Source organism: Corallococcus sp. AB049A, from assembly GCF_003668885.1.
In the GTDB taxonomy this organism is placed as follows: domain Bacteria; phylum Myxococcota; class Myxococcia; order Myxococcales; family Myxococcaceae; genus Corallococcus; species Corallococcus interemptor.
Window position 1 is genome coordinate 1 of record NZ_RAWL01000163.1, and the last position, 17,655, is coordinate 17,655.

At 69.8% G+C, this 17,655-nt stretch carries 17 protein-coding genes and 1 pseudogene; 11 read left to right on the forward strand and 7 right to left on the reverse strand.

The window, feature by feature from the left end; translation table 11 throughout:
* Together D7X55_RS18795 and D7X55_RS18800 are read right to left on the reverse strand one after the other, a co-directional pair.
* A partial coding sequence (locus D7X55_RS18795) for a FecR domain-containing protein (protein ID WP_121723790.1) occupies window positions 1–1,655 on the reverse strand: 1,655 nt, incomplete at its 3' end.
* Window positions 1,642–2,310: an RNA polymerase sigma factor gene (locus D7X55_RS18800; RefSeq protein WP_121723791.1), complete on the reverse strand. Its 669-nt coding sequence runs from the start codon at window positions 2,308–2,310 to the stop codon at window positions 1,642–1,644. The genes D7X55_RS18795 and D7X55_RS18800, both read right to left, overlap by 14 nt.
* 236 nt (window positions 2,311–2,546) lie before the next feature.
* Here D7X55_RS18800 and D7X55_RS18805 point away from each other — a divergent pair, with 236 nt between their 5' ends.
* Window positions 2,547–3,734 carry a hypothetical protein gene (locus tag D7X55_RS18805; protein ID WP_121723792.1) on the forward strand — a complete coding sequence of 396 codons (1,188 nt, stop codon included), beginning with the start codon at window positions 2,547–2,549 and terminating at the stop codon, window positions 3,732–3,734.
* 17 nt (window positions 3,735–3,751) lie between these two features.
* Here the strand turns inward: D7X55_RS18805 and D7X55_RS18810 are convergent, their stop codons facing one another.
* Window positions 3,752–4,741: a class I SAM-dependent methyltransferase gene (locus D7X55_RS18810; protein WP_121723793.1), complete on the reverse strand. Its 990-nt coding sequence runs from the start codon at window positions 4,739–4,741 to the stop codon at window positions 3,752–3,754.
* Window positions 4,742–4,792: 51 nt separating this feature from the next.
* Between D7X55_RS18810 and D7X55_RS18815 the strand changes: the two are divergent.
* The 7 genes and pseudogenes from D7X55_RS18815 to D7X55_RS18845 all read left to right on the forward strand — a co-directional run bounded on the left by D7X55_RS18815 (window position 4,793) and on the right by D7X55_RS18845 (window position 10,653).
* Window positions 4,793–5,553 (forward strand): annotated as a pseudogene (locus D7X55_RS18815) (crotonase/enoyl-CoA hydratase family protein).
* Between the two features lie 51 nt (window positions 5,554–5,604).
* A complete protein-coding gene (locus D7X55_RS18820; protein ID WP_121723794.1) occupies window positions 5,605–6,750 on the forward strand; it encodes a cystathionine gamma-synthase in 1,146 nt (381 codons plus the stop codon).
* 88 nt (window positions 6,751–6,838) lie between these two features.
* Complete coding sequence (locus tag D7X55_RS18825; protein WP_121723795.1) at window positions 6,839–8,650, forward strand: discoidin domain-containing protein; 1,812 nt, start codon at window positions 6,839–6,841, stop codon at window positions 8,648–8,650.
* A 76-nt stretch (window positions 8,651–8,726) separates the two neighbouring features.
* Window positions 8,727–9,173 carry a MaoC family dehydratase gene (locus D7X55_RS18830; RefSeq protein WP_120551733.1) on the forward strand — a complete coding sequence of 149 codons (447 nt, stop codon included), beginning with the start codon at window positions 8,727–8,729 and terminating at the stop codon, window positions 9,171–9,173.
* A gap of 66 nt (window positions 9,174–9,239) precedes the next feature.
* The gene (locus D7X55_RS18835) at window positions 9,240–9,698 is read left to right on the forward strand and encodes a hypothetical protein (RefSeq protein WP_120551734.1); all 459 of its coding nucleotides are present in this window, start codon (window positions 9,240–9,242) and stop codon (window positions 9,696–9,698) included.
* A gap of 151 nt (window positions 9,699–9,849) precedes the next feature.
* Window positions 9,850–10,248 (forward strand): hypothetical protein, encoded by a 399-nt coding sequence (locus tag D7X55_RS18840; protein WP_120551735.1) that lies wholly within the window; start codon window positions 9,850–9,852, stop codon window positions 10,246–10,248.
* Window positions 10,249–10,251: 3 nt separating this feature from the next.
* Window positions 10,252–10,653 (forward strand): hypothetical protein, encoded by a 402-nt coding sequence (locus D7X55_RS18845; protein WP_120551736.1) that lies wholly within the window; start codon window positions 10,252–10,254, stop codon window positions 10,651–10,653.
* 99 nt (window positions 10,654–10,752) lie between these two features.
* Here the strand turns inward: D7X55_RS18845 and D7X55_RS18850 are convergent, their stop codons facing one another.
* The gene (locus D7X55_RS18850; protein ID WP_120551737.1) at window positions 10,753–12,120 is read right to left on the reverse strand and encodes a pyridoxal-phosphate dependent enzyme; all 1,368 of its coding nucleotides are present in this window, start codon (window positions 12,118–12,120) and stop codon (window positions 10,753–10,755) included.
* A gap of 263 nt (window positions 12,121–12,383) precedes the next feature.
* On the opposite strand from D7X55_RS18850, the gene D7X55_RS18855 reads away from it, so the two are divergent.
* The gene (locus tag D7X55_RS18855) at window positions 12,384–13,424 is read left to right on the forward strand and encodes an aminoglycoside phosphotransferase family protein (RefSeq protein WP_121723796.1); all 1,041 of its coding nucleotides are present in this window, start codon (window positions 12,384–12,386) and stop codon (window positions 13,422–13,424) included.
* Between the two features lie 4 nt (window positions 13,425–13,428).
* Window positions 13,429–14,457 carry an NDP-sugar synthase gene (locus D7X55_RS18860; protein WP_121723797.1) on the forward strand — a complete coding sequence of 343 codons (1,029 nt, stop codon included), beginning with the start codon at window positions 13,429–13,431 and terminating at the stop codon, window positions 14,455–14,457.
* On the opposite strand, the gene D7X55_RS18865 is transcribed toward D7X55_RS18860, so the two are convergent.
* From D7X55_RS18865 to D7X55_RS18875, 3 genes are all read right to left on the reverse strand, one after another.
* Window positions 14,444–15,907: a hypothetical protein gene (locus D7X55_RS18865; RefSeq protein ID WP_121723798.1), complete on the reverse strand. Its 1,464-nt coding sequence runs from the start codon at window positions 15,905–15,907 to the stop codon at window positions 14,444–14,446. The genes D7X55_RS18860 and D7X55_RS18865 overlap by 14 nt on opposite strands.
* A gap of 75 nt (window positions 15,908–15,982) precedes the next feature.
* Window positions 15,983–16,747 (reverse strand): Stp1/IreP family PP2C-type Ser/Thr phosphatase, encoded by a 765-nt coding sequence (locus D7X55_RS18870; protein WP_120551741.1) that lies wholly within the window; start codon window positions 16,745–16,747, stop codon window positions 15,983–15,985.
* Window positions 16,748–16,830: 83 nt separating this feature from the next.
* A complete protein-coding gene (locus D7X55_RS18875) occupies window positions 16,831–17,199 on the reverse strand; it encodes a DUF192 domain-containing protein (RefSeq protein ID WP_120551742.1) in 369 nt (122 codons plus the stop codon).
* A 17-nt stretch (window positions 17,200–17,216) separates the two neighbouring features.
* Here D7X55_RS18875 and D7X55_RS18880 point away from each other — a divergent pair.
* Window positions 17,217–17,655: tRNA (cytidine(34)-2'-O)-methyltransferase (locus tag D7X55_RS18880; RefSeq protein ID WP_147470143.1), on the forward strand; the 439-nt coding region annotated here is incomplete at its 3' end.

Genomic DNA, 17,655 nt, shown 5'->3' on the forward strand with positions numbered 1-17,655 from the left:
GGCATGGGCGCGGGGGGCCTCGGGGCGGCGCCGGGCTCGGGCTCGGCGGACATGCCCAGGGCGATGCGGGCCTCGGTGGCGTAGCGGCCGTTGGGGAACTCGCGCAGGTACTGGCGGAACTCGTCCTCCGCGTCCGCGGGCTGGTGCTGCCGGTTGAAGCAGCGGCCGCGCAGGATGCGGGCCTGTTCGCGGTGGCCCGCGAGCGGGCTGGCGGCGGCGATCTCCCCCAGTCCCACGAGGAACTGCCCGCACGTGTTGCCGGCCGTCTGGACCTTGGCGTAGCCGAGGAAGCGCTCATCGGAGTCGTCCGACAGCAGGCCTCCCGGAACGAGCCCGCCCAGCGTCTTGCGCTTGCGCGGCTCGGCGGGCGGCACCGGCGCCTGGGAGGGAGCCTGCACGGCGCCCGGCGTCGGCGCGGAGGACGCGAGCGAGCCCGCCGGTGCGCCGGGGAACGGCACGAACTCGTCGGGCGGAGTGGACTCCCGGGGCACCGCGGCCACGGCCCGGGGAATCTCCGTGTTGGCCGCGTGTGGAGGCGCTTCCGGAGCCGGGGCCTCGGGCGTCGCCTGGGCGACTGCCTGCGCGGGCGGCTCGGCGTTGTGCTCCACGGGAGGCGTGGGGCTCGTGACGACGGACGGGCTCTTCTTCGCGGGCACGACGCTCGCGACCACGGCGCCAGGCTCGGCGGCGCGCAGGTCCCGGAACGCCTGACGGTCTCCCGAGGAGAGCGCGCGCGGCGTCATCGCTTCACCCGTGCCGGTGAGCTCCACGTGCTGGCCCGCGTCCACGAAGCGCGGAGGCTGACCGTCCGCGTCCACGCGCACGCGCCCTTCGAGCACCGCCACCGAGGCACCGGCCGCCGTGCGCTCCACCGAGAAGACCGTCCCCACCACGGAGACCCGCAGGCCCGCGGACTCCACGAGGAACGCCTCGCGCTTCGCATGGGACGCGCTCACGGAAAGCCGTCCCTGCTGCACGGTCAGGTGCACTGCGTCCGGCTCCGCGCGGGCCAACACCACGTCGGAGCCCGCGGACAGACGCACCCGGCTCTCATCCGGAAGCCGCAGCACGGCCGACGCCTTCGGAGGTGTCCGCACCGCCATGCCCGAGCGCAGCCGCATCCCGGCCGCCAGCGCGTGTTCCTGGCCCGTGGCCTCTCGCAGCACCGCGCCACTGGCGCGCTCCGCCTCCGTGGTGGCCGTCGATTCAGCCCGGGTCGCGACCCGCTCCTGCTTCTCTGTCACGGGGGGCGGCCGGACCGCGTCCCGCTTCGATGGCGAGACCGGGGCCGACGCGACGGCGGACTCCGGCGCCTGCGTCGCGCCGCTCCTCCAGCGCGCCCCGCCCAGCCACACCACCAGCGCGATGGCGCAGGCGGCCGCGAACGTCAGCGCCCAGGGCGACGCGAAGCGCCGCTCGGGCACCGCCATCCGCTTCGCCGCCGCGGCCTTCAGCTTCGCTCCCGTCGCCTCCCACCGCACCTGGGGCTCCACCGAGCGCGCCGTGTGCAGCAGCGCCCGGGCCTCCACCACGCGCTTCCACTCCGCCGCGCACGCGGGGCACTCCGCCAGGTGCGCCTCCACGCGCGCCTTGCCGGAGGCATCCAGCTCCCCCGAGGCCAGCGCCCACAGGGACTCGGTCTCATGGCCGGCCATGGGAACCTCCCACCGGCCGGGCGACGACCAGACGCTGCATGGCTTCGGTGAACTCCAATCTCGCGTGGTGCAGGCGGCTGCGCACGGTGTTGGGAGAGCTTCCCACGGCCAGGGCAATCTCGTCCGCGCTCATGCCGCACAGCTCGGCGTAGACGAAGACGATGCGCTTCTTGGCCGTGAGCTTCTCCAGCGCCGCCTCCACCAGCCGGGCCGCCTGACGTCGCTCCGCGGCGCGCTCCGGGTCCTCCCCGGTCGCCACCACCTCCGGCGGCTCCGCGAAGGGGTCCTCCGGCCGGCGCCGCTTCCACCTCAGATGGCTGAGCGCCACATTGGCGCACACCCGGTAGAGGAACGTCTTGAAGCGCGACTCCCCCCGGAAGCCCTTCACCGCCGTGAGCAGCCGCAGGTACGTCTCCTGGAGGAGGTCATCCACCTCCACGCGGTTTCCCACCAGGTGGCGCAGCGTGCGCGCCGCGTCCAGCTTCGTGGCCTCGTAGAGCTGCTCGAAGGCGGTCAGGTCTCCCTGCTGGACCCGCTGGACCAGGAGCCGCAGGTGGGCCTCCTCCGCGGAGACCGCCCCGTGCACGCCCGCTCCGTCCACGCCGGACTCCGGCGTGACGGCGGTCGCCCACGTGCGCGCTCCTCGGCTGAACACCAGGGCCTCTCCTTGGGGACGACGCGGGACGCCCCCCTCCAGGAACGCCCTCCAGTCTGTATCGGTGGTCCAGACGAGCACACAGCCTCCGTGCCCCTGGGTCTCCGGACGAACAAAAAAAGATCAAAATTATTTGATCAATACGGACCCGTCTTGCGTCGAAGGCTCTCGAAATCGGATGAGACCCCCCCAGCGGCCGGCTGGACCCCCATCCCATTCGTTTGGAGCCCCCACTCATGAGGAACACCACGCTTCGTGGCGCGTTATTCGTGCCGTTTCTTGCGTTGTTAGGCCTGCTGTCGGGTTGCATCCTCGAGACGAACGGCGGCGGCTACTGGCCCGACGACGACTACGACACCAGCTACGGCTGCTCCACCACGTCCGACTGTGGTTCCAACCAGTACTGTCGCTCCGGCAGCTGCTGGGACCTGAGCTCCGACTCCCAGGGCTGCGTCTACTCCAGCGAGTGTCCCGGCACGCAGATGTGCATCAACGGCTGGTGCGCCCAGTCGTGCTACCGCGACTCGGAATGTGGCGCGGGCGGCCGCTGCAAGGACAACTTCTGCACCTCTTCCGGCACCGGCACCACCGACGGCGGCACCAGGCCGGACGCGGGCACGAAGCCTGACGCCGGCACGAAGCCGGACGCGGGCACGGACGGCGGCACCAAGCCCGACGCGGGCACGGACGGCGGCTCTGGCCCGGTCTGCCGGGTCAACACTGACTGCGGCACGGACCACTTCTGCATCAACGGCCAGTGCCGTCAGCAGTGCGACGATGACGACAAGTGCGGCCCGGGCGGCCGGTGCATCCAGGGCCTGTGCGAGAAGCAGCCGACGGACCCGAACGCGTGCACCACGGAGGCCCAGTGCCCCTCCGGCCGCGACTGCGTGAACGGCCAGTGCCGCGCGCCCTGCTCCTCCACGACGGAGTGCTCGGCGGACACCAAGTGCGAGGTGGGCTACTGCCTGCCCATCCCCTCCGGCGGCCAGTGCCAGGCCAACTGCGAGTGCCCGGCCGGCCAGGTCTGCAACAGCGGCCAGTGCAAGTCGCCGCAGCCGGACCCGGGCCAGGCGTGCCAGGCGAACTGCGACTGCCCCTCCGGCCAGGTGTGCAACGGCGGCTACTGCAAGCAGCCCGTGCCGGACGCGGGCTCTGGCAGCAACATCTCCTGCACGGTGAACTGCGAGTGCCCGTCCGGTGAGGTCTGCACCAGCGGCAAGTGCAAGCTGCCCCCGGCGCAGCCGTCGTACGACGCGGGGACGTCCGGCACCGTGTGCCGCGCCAACTGCGAGTGCCCGGCCGGCCAGGCCTGTACCAGCGGCCAGTGCAAGCCGGTGAACCACGGCTCCGGCAAGGCCTGCCAGGCCAACTGCGAGTGCCCCTCCGGCGAGCGCTGCCAGGACAACGTCTGCTGGCTGTAGCCGTCAGCGGCTAGGGCTCACCGCGAGGGGGCCACCATGCGCCAGCAGCGGTGGATCTCCTTGCGGTGGAAGTCCTCGGGGATGGAGCGGGGGGTGAGTTCCTCCACCTTCTCCATGTCCCGGGTCGCGGAGTCCTTCAGTTCGAAGCCCAGGAAGTTGGTGGAGAAGTAGAGGACGCCTCCGGGGGCCATGAGCGCCCGGAGGTGTTCCAGCATCCGCACGTGGTCGCGCTGCACGTCGAAGGTCCCCGACATCTTCTTCGACGTGGAGAACGATGGCGGGTCGCAGACGATGAGGTCGTAGCGCTCATCGCCGTGCTTCGCCTGGTCCTCCAGCCACGCCTTCGCGTCCGCGCGGATGAGCACGTGGCGAGGGTCCGCCAGGCCGTTGAGCACCAGGTTGTCCTCGGCCCAGTCCAGGTACGTGTTGGACAGGTCCACGCTCACGCTGCTCGCCGCGCCGCCGGCCGCCGCGTACACGGTGAACGCGCCGGTGTACGCGAAGAGGTTGAGGAAGTGCTTCCCCTGGGCCTCGCTCCGCACGCGCGCGCGGGTGTTGCGGTGGTCCATGAAGAGGCCGGTGTCCAGGTAGTCGCCCAGGTTCACCCAGAACTTGAGGCCCTGCTCCTCCACCACCAGCCGCTCACTGCCCTGGCCCACGCGCTGGTACTGCGAGCGGCCCCAGGGCTGGGGCGTGTGCGTCTTCACGGAGATGCGCTCGTTGGGCACGCCCAGCACGGCGGTGACGGCGGCCAGGACCTCGTCACGCTCGGCGCTCTCCGTGGAGCCCTTCGCGTGGGCCTTGCGGCGGGGGAACTCCACGACGTGGGCGTGGTCGCCGTAGAGGTCCACGGCGTAGGGGTACTCGGGGATGTCCCGGTCGTAGACGCGGAAGGCGGTGAGCCCCTGCGCGCGGGCCCACTTGCGCAGGCGCTTCGCGTTCTTGCGCAGGCGGTTCTCGAACATGCCACCCGCGCCCTGCGTCTCCTGTTTGCCTTCGTCCGACATGGCTCCCCTCATATTGCAGGCCGCCCCGGGGGCGGGGGAAAACCGCCGCCCATGAGCGTGCGCGTCGAGAAGAACGGCCCCGTCACCACCGTCATCCTCCACCGGCCGGAGGTCCGCAACGCGGTGGACGCCGGCACGGCCCGGGAGTTGGCGGACGCCTTTCGCGCCTTCGACGCGGACCCCGACGCGAAGGTGGGCGTGCTCTACGGCGACGACGGCACGTTCTGCGCGGGCGCGGACCTGAAGGCCGTGTCGGAAGGACGCCTGTTGCGCCTGGAGCCGGAAGGGGACGGGCCCATGGGCCCTCGCGCATGCGGCTGTCGAAGCCGGTGGTCGCGGCCATCAGCGGCCACGCGGTGGCGGGCGGCCTGGAGCTGGCCCTGTGGTGCGACCTGCGCGTGGTGGAGGAGGACGCGGTGCTGGGCGTCTTCTGCCGCCGCTGGGGCGTGCCCCTCATCGACGGGGGCACCGTGCGCCTGCCCCGGCTGATTGGCCTGTCGCGCGCTTTGGACCTCATCCTCACCGGACGCCCCGTGTCGGCTGACGAGGCGCTGGGCATGGGCCTGGTCAACCGCGTGGCGTCGAAGGGCGGGGCCCGGGCCGCGGCGGAGGCGCTGGCCGCTCAAATCGCCGCCTTCCCCCAGGCCTGCATGAAGGCGGACCGGGCCTCCGCCTACGCCCAGGGCGACCTGGCCTTTGAAGACGCGATGCGCCAGGAGTTCCAGGGGGGAGTGAAGGTGCTCCACTCGGAGTCCATCCCCGGGGCGACGCGGTTCGCGAAGGGGGCGGGGCGGCACGGCCAGTTCGACTGAAGACCCCGGGAGCGCTGCACGGCCGGTGGGACTGTGTTAGTTCGCGAAGCCATGCGCTTCGACACGCTCGCCATCCACGCCGGCCAGGAGCCGGATCCCACCACCGGCGCCATCATGACGCCCGTGTACCTGACCTCCACCTACGTCCAGGACGGGCCGGGGGAGCACAAGGGCTACGAGTACAGCCGCACGCAGAACCCCACGCGCAAGGCGCTGCAGGACTGCCTGGCCGCGCTGGAGGGCGCGAAGTACGGCGCCGCGTTCGCGTCCGGCCTCGCCGGCACGGACATGCTGATGCACATGCTGGAGGCCGGTGACCACGTCATCGTCTCCGACGACGTGTACGGCGGCACCTTCCGCATCTTCGACAAGGTGTTCAAGCGCTCCGGCCTGAACTTCTCCTTCGTGGACCTCTCCAAGCCGGAGAACTTCGAGGCGGCCATCACCCCCAAGACGAAGATGGTCTGGGTGGAGACCCCCACGAACCCGATGCTCAAGCTCATCGACCTGGCGCGCATCGCCGAGGTCGCCAAGAAGCGCGGCATCCTGTCCGTCGCGGACAACACGTTCATGACGCCGTACTTCCAGAAGCCGCTGTCGCTGGGCTTCGACGTCGTGGCGCACTCCACGACGAAGTACCTCAACGGCCACAGCGACGTGGTGGGCGGCTTCGTCTGCACCAGCCGTGACGACATCGCGGAGCGGATGTACTTCCTGCAGAACGCGGTGGGCGGCGTGTCCGGCGCCTTCGACAGCTTCCTCGTGCTGCGCGGCGTGAAGACGCTGCACGTGCGCATGGACCGCCACGCGCAGAACGCGATGAAGGTGGCCCAGTACCTGTCCACGCACAAGCAGGTGAAGAAGGTCACCTACCCGGGCCTGGAGACGCACCCGCAGCACGCGCTCGCCAGGCAGCAGATGACCGGCTTCGGCGGCATGCTGACGTTCGACATCCACGGCGGCCTGGAGGCGGCGCGCACCTTCCTCAAGACGGTGAAGGTCTTCGCCTGCGCCGAGTCCCTGGGCGGCGTCGAGTCCCTCATCGAGCACCCGGCCATCATGACCCACGCCTCCATCCCCCGGGAGACGCGGGAGAAGCTGGGCATCGCGGACGGCTTCATCCGCCTGTCCGTCGGCATCGAGGACGCGCAGGACCTCATCGACGACCTCGCGAACGCGCTCGACCGCGTGAAGTAGTCCCCGGCCGCTCGCTCGCGCTCCTGCCTGCCAGGCCTGCCCTCCGGGGCAGGGGGAATGTTGGTTGGTACACAACGTTTCCGGCGCGATGCGTAACCGACTGCTTGGCCCCACCTGCCTCCTGGGCGCGTGGCTCGCGACTGGCTGCGAGTCTCCGCCCGTTCCCACCGATTCCGACTTCCCTCCGGCCGCGCTGCCGGAGTCGCTGTCCGCGTCCAACTGCAATCAGCTCGTCACCAGGTCGGTGACGGCCAGTGGTGACGACGGCAACGTTCCCGCCAACACGCAGGACAACGACCTGGGCACGCGCTGGAGCGCGCAGGGCACGGGCGTCTGGCTGCAGATGGACCTGGGCTCGGCGCAGCCGCTCACGGGCACCACCATCGCGTGGCACCGGGGCAACGAGCGCCAGAACCACTTCGCCGTCTCCACGTCCACGGACGGCAGCACCTTCACGCAGGCGTACGCGGGCGACAGCGCGCTCAACACGTCCGCGCAGACGGTGGCGTTCTCCTCGCGCAGCGCGCGCTACGTGCGCATCACCGTCAACGGCAACACGGTGAACGACTGGAACTCCATCGCGGAGGCCCGGGCGTGCGCGGCCAGTGCGCCGCCGTCGACCTCCGACTCCGGCGCCGCGCTGCCGCGCCTGCCGTACCTGCAGAGCGTGAAGCAGAACTCCGCCATCGTGGCCTTCCGCACCGCCAGCGCCTGCACCCCCACGGTGCGCTACGGCGAGGGCACCAGCCTCACGTCCTCCGTCAGCGCGGGCGTGTCCGGCACGCGCCACGCGGTGAAGCTGGAAGGCCTGTCCGCGGGCCGCACCTACGGCTACGTGGTGGAGGCCTGCGGCAGCAAGACGGGCCTGCGCAGCTTCCAGACGTCCACGACGTCCGCCGCCACGAAGGCGCGCTTCACCGCGATGGGCGACTTCGGCACTGGCGGCAGCGCGCAGGCGAAGGTGATGGCGGTGATGAACACGCCGCAGTGGCGCTCCGAGCTGCTGCTGGCCCTGGGCGACAACGCCTACCCGAATGGCACGGACGCCGAGTTCCAGGCGCACCTCTTCGCGCCCATGGCCGGCCTGCTGCGCGAAGTCCCCATGTTCGCCACGCCCGGCAACCACGAGTACGTGACGAACCAGGCGCAACCCTACCTGGACAACATGTACCTGCCGGCCAACAACCCGGCGGGCACGGAGCGCTACTACTCGTTCGACTGGGGCCCGGTGCACTTCCTCTCGCTGGACTCCAACTGCGCGGTGGGCCTGGCGTCCTCGGACCGGTGCACGCTGGCGGCGCAGAAGGCGTGGGCGGAGTCGGACCTGGCCGCGAACACGCGCCCGTGGGTGGTGGCCTTCTTCCATCACCCGTCGTGGTCCAGCGGCGAGCACGGCTCGCAGCTCACCATGCGCCGGCAGTTCGGCCCGCTGTTCGAGAAGTACGGCGTGGACCTGGTGCTCACCGGGCATGACCACGACTACGAGCGCAGCAAGCCCATGTACGGCGACAACGTGGCCTCCAGCACCCAGCGCGGCATCCCGTACCTCGTGGTGGGCAGCGGCGGCGCCACGCTGCGGCCCTTTCCCTCCAGCCAGCCCGCGTGGACCGCGCTGCGCGACAACCAGGCCTATGGCTTCCTGGACGTGACGGTGGACGGCGGCACGCTCACCGCGCGGCTCATCACCTCCAGCAACACCGTGCGCGACACGCTGACGCTCACGAAGACGCTGAAGAAGTCCGCCACCCGCGTCCAGGCCAGCGCCCTGGAGGCGGACGAGCCCGGGGACACGCCGCCGGGCCCCACGGACGACCGCGCGGAGCCGGTGCTGCGAGGCCCCGTGCCGCCCGCGGACACGCCGGAGTCCGTGGCCGACCCCGAGGAGCCGCTTCCGCAGTAGCCGCGAGGCCCGCCGGAGGGTAGGGAAGGGCGGTATGCACCGCCGGCGGGCCCGGCATCACAACGGAAGGGACACCATGCGCTACTTCGAGGACTTCCCCGTCGGCGAAATCATGGAGCGGGGACCGTACGTGGTGACACGCGAGGAGATTGTCGCGTTCGCGCGCCAGTTCGACCCCCAGCCCTTCCACATCGACGAGGACGCCGCCGGCAAGAGCATCTACGGCGGCATCATCGCCAGCGGCTGGCACACCGCCGCCATCTGCCACAAGCTCATGGTGGAGGGCCTCTTGGGCCAGGCCGCCGGCATGGGCTCACCGGGCCTGGACGAGCTGCGCTGGAAGAAGCCGGTGCGCCCGGGGGACTCGCTGAGGATCCGCATCGAGACGCTGGAGGCGAAGCCCTCCACGAGCAAGCCGGACCGCGGCGCGCTCAAGCTGCGCCTGGAGGTCGTGAACCAGCACGGCGAGGTGGTGATGACGGAGGTGGCCAACGCCCTCTTCGCCCGCCGCCCCGCACCGTAGCGAAACGACCCACACTTTGAGTTCCAGGGCTGACCTGGGTTAGCAATACGCCCAAAGGAGAAGCCCATGTCCAACAACAACGAGGTCGTTCCTCCTCCGGCGCCCAGCCGGCTGAAGCGTCCCGTGGAAGTGGTGCGCGCGGAGCTGCTCGCGGATGAAGACGTGAAGCAGCAGGCGGAGATGCTGAAGATCCCCGTCGCGCAGTACGTGGAGAAGATCCTCGATTACGCCATCCATCCGGACAAGCCGCCCCAGCTGGAGATCATCCCGGACGAGGAGCTGAAGGCGCGCGACCCGAAGATCGCCACGGTGGAGGAGATCGGCACCCACCTGCAGAAGATCATCGACGGGGAGATCGTCATCAGCCCCGCCCAGCAGCGCGACGGCTTCAGCAGCGACAAGAGCCACGAGCAGCGCTACAGCGCCGCGCTGGGCACCGCCAGCAAGCCCGGCCAGCCCGTGGCCCCCAAGCCCGGCGCCGCCGTGGACCCGGCGGAGGCGAAAAAGGGCCCCATCCGGGGCTGAGCCGCCTCTCCAAGCCCCTGGAATCCCGGGGCTTTTCAGTGGTGGGGCCGGATAATCCCGGAACCGGAAACTTCTCCGGCGTCCTTCCGAGAATCCCACTGACAGTCACACTTCGAGGGCCCGCGCGGCCCTCCACGAAAAGGATCAGACCATGGGTGGCATCGGCAAGGCTCTCGGCAAGGTGATGGACATCGTCAAGCCGTTCGTGACGATGGTGAACCCGCTCCTGGGCGCGGCGATGGGCTTCGCCAGCGGCCTGATGCAGGGCAAGAACCCCATCCAGTCGCTGCTGGGCGCGGCCACCGACCTGATTCCGGGCGGCGGCGTGTTCAAGAACGCACTGGGGGCCTTCGCCAACTCCGGCCTGATGGACGGCGCGGGCGGCAACAGCCTGCTGTCCGGCGCGCTGAACCTGGCGAAGGGCAAGAGCAAGGTCACCGACATCGTCGGCGACCTGTTCAAGGCCACCAAGAGCAACCCGCTCACCAACCTGGGCATGAACAACGCGACGGAGCTCGCGGCCCAGAAGATGTCCACGTTCCTCTCCTAGTCCATGAAGCCCGTCCGCTTCGACCCCAAGGTCCACCACGAACTGCTCAACCTGTGGCGCAAGCCGTGGGATGAGACGATGACGCCGGACGCCCTGCCGGAGTACGGCTTCGTGGTGCCGGACAAGGCGGCGGGTTTCCTGTACCGCACGGACAGCTCGGTGGCGTTGATTGAAGGCATCATCGCCGCGCCCGGGCTGACCAAGGAGGACCGCAACGAGGCCGTCAACGCCATCGTCGCCGCGGTTCGCGACGAGGCCCGGCGGCAGGGCTTCAAGCTGCTCCTGGGCTACTCGCAGCTGGACGCCATCAAGAACCGCGCGGAGCGCTTCGGCTTCATGCACGTGGGCCCCGGCTACCACATGGTGGCCCTGGACCTGACGAAGCCGGATCCGCCGGGACTCTGAAAAGCACACGCAGCCCTTCAGCAAACACGACGGGCCCGAAGGGAGGATGTCCTCCTCCTTCCGGGCCCGCGGTGTTTCTGGGCTCCTGTGCTCGCGGCCTCAGGCGGCGGTGCGGTGCAGGTAGTCGATGAGGTCGATCTTCGTGACGATGGCGACCACCGTCTCGCCGTCCTTCACCACGGCCACGTTGTCGCGCGCGAAGATTTCACGCAGCCGGTCGATGCTGGCCTCGGCGGACACGGCGCCCTGGAGCGGGGCGACGATGGGGTCGATGGCGTCCTGGAACTTCACCTTGTTGGCGACCAGGGCGTTGAGCAGGTCGTACTCGTGCACCATGCCCACGGCGCGCCCGTCGTCGGACACCACCGGCATCTGGCTGATGCCGTGGCTGCGCATGGTCTCCACCACGCGGTCCACGCGGTCACCGCGCTTGGCCGTCTTCAGGTCGCGGGGCTTGGCGCCAATGATGTCGCGCACGGTGCCGGCGCCCTTCTCCTGCATGAAGCCGTTGTCGCGCATCCACTCGTCGGAGTGGAACTTGCTGATGTAGCTGCTGCCGGAGTCCGGCAGGACGACCACGATGGTCTTGCCCTTGCCGACTTCCTTCGCCAGCTGCACCGCCACGTGCACGGCCGCGCCGGAGGAGCCACCCGCGAAGATGCCCTCCTCACGCGCCAGCCGGCGCGCGGCGTTGAAGCACATGCGGTCATCCACCTGGCGCACGTCGTCCACGACCTTGAAGTCCATGGCGCCGCAGAGCATGTCCTCGCCAATGCCCTCGACCTTGTAGACGTGCGGCTCGGTGAGCTTGCCCGTCTTGAAGTAGCCCTCGTAGACGGAGCCCTCCGGATCCACGCCGATGTTCTTCAGGCCGGGGATCTTCTCCTTGAGGTACTTGCCGGCGCCGCTCATGGTGCCGCCGGTGCCCAGGCCGGACACGAAGTAGTCGAACTTGCCTTCGGTCTGCTGGAAGATCTCCGGACCCGTCGTGTGGTAGTGCGCCTCGATGTTGTCCGGGTTGTGGTACTGGTTCAGCATGAACGCGCCCGGCGTCTCCTTGGCCAGCCGCTTGGACGTCTCGTAGTAGCTGCGCGGGTCTTCCGCGGGGACGTTCGTCGGCGTGACGACGACCTGGGCGCCCATGGCCTTCAGGCGGTTGATCTTCTCCAGGGACATCTTGTCCGGCATGGTGAAGATGCACTTGTAGCCCTTCACCGCCGCGGCCAGCGCCACGCCCATGCCGGTGTTGCCGGACGTGTTCTCCACGATGGTGCCGCCGGGCTTGAGCTTCCCCTCCCGCTCGGCCTTTTCAATGATGTAGAGCGCCATGCGGTCCTTGATGGACGCGCCGGGGTTCATGAACTCGCACTTCACGAGCACGGTGGCGTCGTTCGGACCGACGAGCTTGTTGAGCTTCACCAGCGGCGTGTGGCCAATGGCGGTGAGGATGTTCTGTTGGATGTCCATCGTGCGTGGCTTCCCGAAAAGATGTGGGGGTCGGGGCCTTATATGTGCTCCGCCCCGTCAGGGGGAACATGCCCGAAGGCTCGGCCCTTCCTGACGCAGGATGCCGCGACCGGGTGGGGGTTTCTCCTGGGGGGTTCCTCGTCGCGTAGGCGACAGGGCAGGCGTCCGCCGGGCATGTGGCCCACGCGGGCTTTGACCCGCCGCGCCGTGCCTCCGATACTCGCGGGCGCCGTTTCCTTCCCCCGCCGGAGTACCCGCCCCCCATGGAACTTGAGGCCGCCCTTCGCGACCAGGTGGGACAGGCCATTGGCCGTCCCGTCCCCGATGCCCCCATCAAGAAGTTGAAGGGCGACGCGAGCAACCGCTCCTACTACCGCGTCGGCAGCGCCCCGGAGAGCTGGGTGCTGATGGTGATGCCGCCGGACGCGACGAAGAAGAGCGAGGAGGCCACCAAGGGCGAGCCCCCGAAGGAGCTGCCCTTCATCAACGTGCACCGCTACCTGGAGAAGCTGGGCGTGCGCGTGCCGCGCATCCTCCGCTACGACGAGCCCGCGGGCATGATGGTGCTGGAGGACCTGAGCGACATCACCTTCGAGTCCGCGCTGGAGGGCGGCCGCCACAACCAGGCGCTCTACACGCGCGCGGTGGACCTGCTGGCGAAGCTGCGCGTCCAGGCGGAGAAGCAGCGCGACCCGGAGTGCCTGGCCTTCACGCGCGCCTTCGATGAAGACCTGTACGACTGGGAGCTGCACCACTTCCGCGAGTGGGGCCTGGAGGCCTGGAGCGGCAAGCAGCCCACGGCCGAGGAGCGCGCCCAGCTGGACGCCACGTTCCGCGACATCGCGAAGACGCTCGCCGCCGCGCCGCGAGGCTTCACGCACCGCGACTACCAGAGCCGCAACATCATGGTGAAGGAGGGCGAGCTCGTCGTCATCGACTTCCAGGACGCGCTCCAGGGCCCTCGCCAGTACGACCTGGTGGCGCTCCTGCGCGACAGCTACGTGGAGCTGGACCGCGACTTCGTGGACACGATGCTGGACCGCTACATCGCCACGTTCGAGAAGGAGAGCGGGGAGAAGATCGACGCCAGGGAGTTCAAGGCGTTCTTCGACCTGCTCACCATCCAGCGCAAGCTGAAGGACGCGGGCCGCTTCGAGTTCATCAACCGCGTGAAGGGCAACCCGGGCTTCCTCGTCTCCATCCCCGCGTCGCTGCGCTACGTGAAGGCCGCGTTCGCGCGCCGGCCGGAGCTGGCGGGGCTGCAGAAGCTGATTGCGAAGTACGTGCCCGAACTGGCGGCCTGAAACCATGAAAGCGATGGTCCTCTGCGCGGGCCTGGGCACGCGCCTGCGCCCGCTCACGGAGCGCTGGCCCAAGCCGGCGATGCCGTTCCTCGGCCAGCCGCTCTTGCGCTACCACCTGGCGGTGCTGAAGGCCGCCGGGGTGACTGCGGTGGGCATCAACACGCACCACCTGCCGGACACGATGGCGGCGGTGGCCCGCGCGGAGTGCGAGCGCGCGGGGCTGCCGCTGCACGTGGTGCACGAGCCCGTCATCCAGGGCACGGGCGGCGGCATCCGCGGCCTGCGCGACTTCCTCTCCGGCGAGGACTTCCTCGTGTTCAACGGGGACATCCTCTTCCCGGTGGATCTGAGGCCCGTGGTCGCGGCGCACCGGGAGTCCGGCGCGGTGGCGACGATGGTGCTGTTGCCCATGCCGGAAGGGGAGAAGTACGCGGCGGTGGAGTCGGACGCGGGCGGGCAGGTGCGCCGCATCGCGGGCCATGGCCCGGGCGGTGAGGGCCTGACGCCGTGGCACTTCACCGGCGTGCACGTGATGTCCCCCAGCGTGTTCGACTTCATGACGGCGGAAGGCCCCGAGGACATCAACCGCGAGGTCTACGTGCGGGTGATGCAGGCGGGGCTCCAGGTGCGCGGGCACGCGGTGGACGCGTACTGGTCCGACCTGGGCATGCCGTCGCGCTACCTGGCCACGGTGCGGGACGTGCTGGAAGGGCGCGTGCCGTTGCAGGCGCTGGGCAAGGACTCGCCGCTGCACGGGCTGAAGGCCTCGGCGGACGGGGCGTGGGTGCACCCGGAGGCCCGCGTCGCGGGCACCGTGCGCGGGCCCGCGTATGTCGGCGCGGGCGCTGTCGTGGACGCGGGCGTTACCGTGGGGCCGAATGTGTCCGTGGGCCCGGGAGCGCGGGTGGGGCAGGGCGCGCGGCTGGAGCGCTGCGCCGTGTTCGAGGAGACGCAGGTGTCCGCCGGTGAGGCGCTCACCGAGGTGCTCGCGTGGGGCCCGCACCGGGTGCCCGCGCCGCTCACCGGACGCTGAGGACCTTCACGCCGGAGCCATCGGGTTTCCAGGTGGCTTCGAGCGTGAGGAGGGAGCCGAACGTTATACGCAGCTTCTGGCCCGGCGTGGCCCAGGTGATCTTCGGAGTGGTGTCCTCGTCGGCGCTCTCCGGGTACTGCGCCACGACGTGCCCGGCTCCATCCAGGATGGGGCTGCCGCAGTCGTCCCAGGTCAGCAGGACGGTCCGCTTCGGCCCCTGCTTCTCCATGCGCACGAGCTGCACCGTGACGGTGGTCGCGCCGCCGCAGGGCCCGTCCGTGTAGCGGCCATACATGGGGTCATCGCTCCGCTCCACGAGTCCCGGCGTGCCGTCCTTGAAGCGGAACGCCTCCACCACCTTGCTGGACAGCACGGCGCGCAGGTCGCCCGGCGCCCGGGAGAGGTACAGCGTCGTTGGAGCGCCCGGGGCCGTCATTGGAATGCTCGCGGTGTCCCCGCCCACGAACGGGGTGGGCGGACCGAAGACACTGGCCTGGGGGCTGTATCCGGTGACGTCATCGAGCGTCTCGGAGCAGACTCGCACCTCGGAACTCGTGGGGGACTTGCGGAGCACCCGCACACCGCTCCACGTCTTGCCCGTGCGCAGGAAGTAGGGCGGCAGCGCATCAAACGCCTGCTTCGCGCCGGGCGCCCTGGCCAGGGGGCGCCCCAGCTCCGGAAGGCCCTCCACCAGCTTCGGCGTGAGCGGCTTCGCGAGCTTCACGGTCCGCAGCGTCTGCGCGTCGCCCCACTTCGGGGCCGGGTGCGTGGAGCGCAGCGTCTCCTTCGTGCCCGCGTCGCCCGCGTCGATGGCGTCCACCCGGACGCGCAACGTGCGCACGCCGTCCTTCGGGACGAACAGCAGCGCCCCGGGCTGGAGCACCGCGCGCACGTGGTAGCCCGTGGCCGTCCGCAGCGCTTCGTAGCGCACGTCGCCTTCGCCCAGGGCCGGGAACAGGCCCGGGTAGCGCTCCACGTCGTAGAGCACGGGGGGCCGGCCGTCCGGAAAGAGGCCCAGGTGCGCGAGCCCCAGCAGCACCCGCGTCCGCTTGGGCGCCGTGCCCAGCTGCTCGCGCACGGCCTGCTTGTCCCTCCGACAGAACTCGTCCGCCGGGAACTCGACCTGGATGAGGGCTTCGAGCGCTTTCGGGTCGTCCTTGCCGCTCACCGTGAAGAGCTTCCCCTCGGGAGACGTGGTGACGACGCGGGAGGGCATCAGCGCGTCGGGCGCCTCCAGCCCGAACCACACCTCCACGTGATCCGAGTGCACGTCGTCCGTCGCGGCCGACGGCGTCGTGTCCACCACGTCCACGTCCAGCACCAGCTGCTGTCCGTCGGAGGTGAGCGTCGCGGTGGAGGCGGAGGTCTTCTCTCCGGCGGCGGTCAGCGGGGCGGAGAAGTCAGGCGGGGCCGCCATCAGCAGCAGGCCGGTCAGCAGGTTCCAGGACATGGGGGCTCCTCAAGACGAAGGCCCGCGCTCCTTTGGGGAGCACGGGCCCTCACGCGTCCGGATGGGACGGTTGACTCAGGCGGCGTGCCAGCGCGCCAGCACGCAGGTGACGTTGTCGTTGCCGCCGGCCGCGTTGGCCAGGTCGATGAGCTGGCCGCACGCCTTCTCCAGCTCCGGCGTGCGCGACAGGATGTCCTGCATCTGCGCGTCGGAGATCATGCCGCTCAGGCCGTCCGAGCACAGCAGGAAGACGTCGTTCTCCAGCGGATCCACGCGGGTGACGTCCACCTGCACCTGCTCCTTCATCCCCAGCGCCCGGACGATGACGTTCTTGTGGGGGAAGTTTTCAATCTCCTCCGGCGTGAGCTTCTTCGCCTTGAGGTAGTCGTTGAGCAGCGAGTGGTCCTCCGTCACCTGCTGGAGGATGCCGCCGCGGAAGAAGTACACGCGGCTGTCGCCCACGTGGCCCACGTAGACGCCGTTCTCCGCGAAGTGCACGGACACGATGGTGGTGCCCATGCCCTTGTACTTGGAGTCCGTGGTGGCGCGCTCGAAGATGCGCGCGTTGGCCAGCTTGATGCCGGTGGCCAGGCGGTTCTCGTCGTAGTTGCGCTGCTTGTCCATCTTGAAGGGCCAGGTGGCGTCCTGGTCCTTGGACGTGAGGCGGAAGAACTCACCCAGCTCATCCACCGCGATGCGGCTGGCGATCTCCCCGGACGAATGGCCTCCCATGCCGTCCGCCACGCACACGAGGTTCTCCTCGGTGAGCACGAGGTAGTTGTCCTCGTTGTGGTTCCGCTTCATCCCGACGTGGGTGCTGCCGGCGACCTCGATGCGCATGCGAAGGGACTCTTCCGGGGTGAGGCGTGAAAATCGCGGCGCGACGTTAACAAAGCGCTCCAAAAGGGGTCAAAAACCTCTCGTCAGGCCCCCGGGATTTCGCCCGGGGTGAAGACCAGGCGGTCGCCCTCCTGGGTGCCGCTGGCCGAAAGGACCCCGGCCGGAAGCTCCAGGACGGAGCGGGCCTTGAAGTAGATGGACGACGTGCGCCAGGGCGGCATGGCGGACAGTTGCTTGACGATGCGCCCTTCCGCGTCCAGGAAGGCGACGTCGATGGGGATGCGCATGAAGAAGGTGTGGATGGAGTTGCAGGGCTCGATGTGCATCCCGCCCCCCATGGGCAGCGAGGCGCGGCCCATGAGCCCCTGGAAGCGCTGGATGAAGGACTCCGCCCGTTCGGCGCGGTCCGCGAGCAGCCGCTGCCGCGTTTCGTTGGTCACCCTCCAGTGCATGTCCGGTGTTCTATCCCATGCTTGAGCCCCTGGCGTCCCCCCTGCACCTGGTCCTCGTGTCGCCCCAGATTCCGCCCAACACCGGCAACGTGGCCCGGCTGTGCGCGGTGACGGGGTGCCGGCTCATCCTGGTGGAGCCCCTGGGGTTCTCCATCGACGACCGCAACCTGAAGCGGGCGGGGCTGGACTACTGGGACAAGGTGTTCCTGAAGCTGTACCCGACGTACGACGCCTATGTCGCGGAGTACCCCCAGGCCCGGCGGTGGCTGTTCTCCGCGAGGGCGGAGACGTCGCTGTACGCGGCCCGGTTCGAGCCGGGGGACCACCTGGTGTTCGGCTCGGAGGTGACGGGGCTGTTGCCGGAGGTGATGGAGGGGGGGACGGGGACGCCGGTGACCATCCCCATGCTGCCGGAGCGCCGGAGCTTGAATCTTTCGACGTCGGTGGGGATTGGGG

Excerpts from the sequence above, each read along its gene's own strand:
- D7X55_RS18840 (WP_120551735.1), top strand. The coding sequence starts at position 9,850 with ATGGGTGGCATCGGCAAGGCTCTCGGCAAGGTGATGGACATCGTCAAG.
- D7X55_RS18850 (WP_120551737.1), bottom strand. The coding sequence starts at position 12,120 with ATGGACATCCAACAGAACATCCTCACCGCCATTGGCCACACGCCGCTG.
- D7X55_RS18810 (WP_121723793.1), bottom strand. The coding sequence starts at position 4,741 with ATGTCGGACGAAGGCAAACAGGAGACGCAGGGCGCGGGTGGCATGTTC.
- D7X55_RS18875 (WP_120551742.1), bottom strand. The coding sequence starts at position 17,199 with ATGCACTGGAGGGTGACCAACGAAACGCGGCAGCGGCTGCTCGCGGAC.
- D7X55_RS18820 (WP_121723794.1), top strand. The coding sequence starts at position 5,605 with ATGCGCTTCGACACGCTCGCCATCCACGCCGGCCAGGAGCCGGATCCC.
- D7X55_RS18870 (WP_120551741.1), bottom strand. The coding sequence starts at position 16,747 with ATGCGCATCGAGGTCGCCGGCAGCACCCACGTCGGGATGAAGCGGAAC.
- D7X55_RS18835 (WP_120551734.1), top strand. The coding sequence starts at position 9,240 with ATGTCCAACAACAACGAGGTCGTTCCTCCTCCGGCGCCCAGCCGGCTG.
- D7X55_RS18865 (WP_121723798.1), bottom strand. The coding sequence starts at position 15,907 with ATGTCCTGGAACCTGCTGACCGGCCTGCTGCTGATGGCGGCCCCGCCT.
- D7X55_RS18860 (WP_121723797.1), top strand. The coding sequence starts at position 13,429 with ATGAAAGCGATGGTCCTCTGCGCGGGCCTGGGCACGCGCCTGCGCCCG.
- D7X55_RS18830 (WP_120551733.1), top strand. The coding sequence starts at position 8,727 with ATGCGCTACTTCGAGGACTTCCCCGTCGGCGAAATCATGGAGCGGGGA.
- D7X55_RS18805 (WP_121723792.1), top strand. The coding sequence starts at position 2,547 with ATGAGGAACACCACGCTTCGTGGCGCGTTATTCGTGCCGTTTCTTGCG.
- D7X55_RS18845 (WP_120551736.1), top strand. The coding sequence starts at position 10,252 with ATGAAGCCCGTCCGCTTCGACCCCAAGGTCCACCACGAACTGCTCAAC.
- D7X55_RS18855 (WP_121723796.1), top strand. The coding sequence starts at position 12,384 with ATGGAACTTGAGGCCGCCCTTCGCGACCAGGTGGGACAGGCCATTGGC.
- D7X55_RS18825 (WP_121723795.1), top strand. The coding sequence starts at position 6,839 with ATGCGTAACCGACTGCTTGGCCCCACCTGCCTCCTGGGCGCGTGGCTC.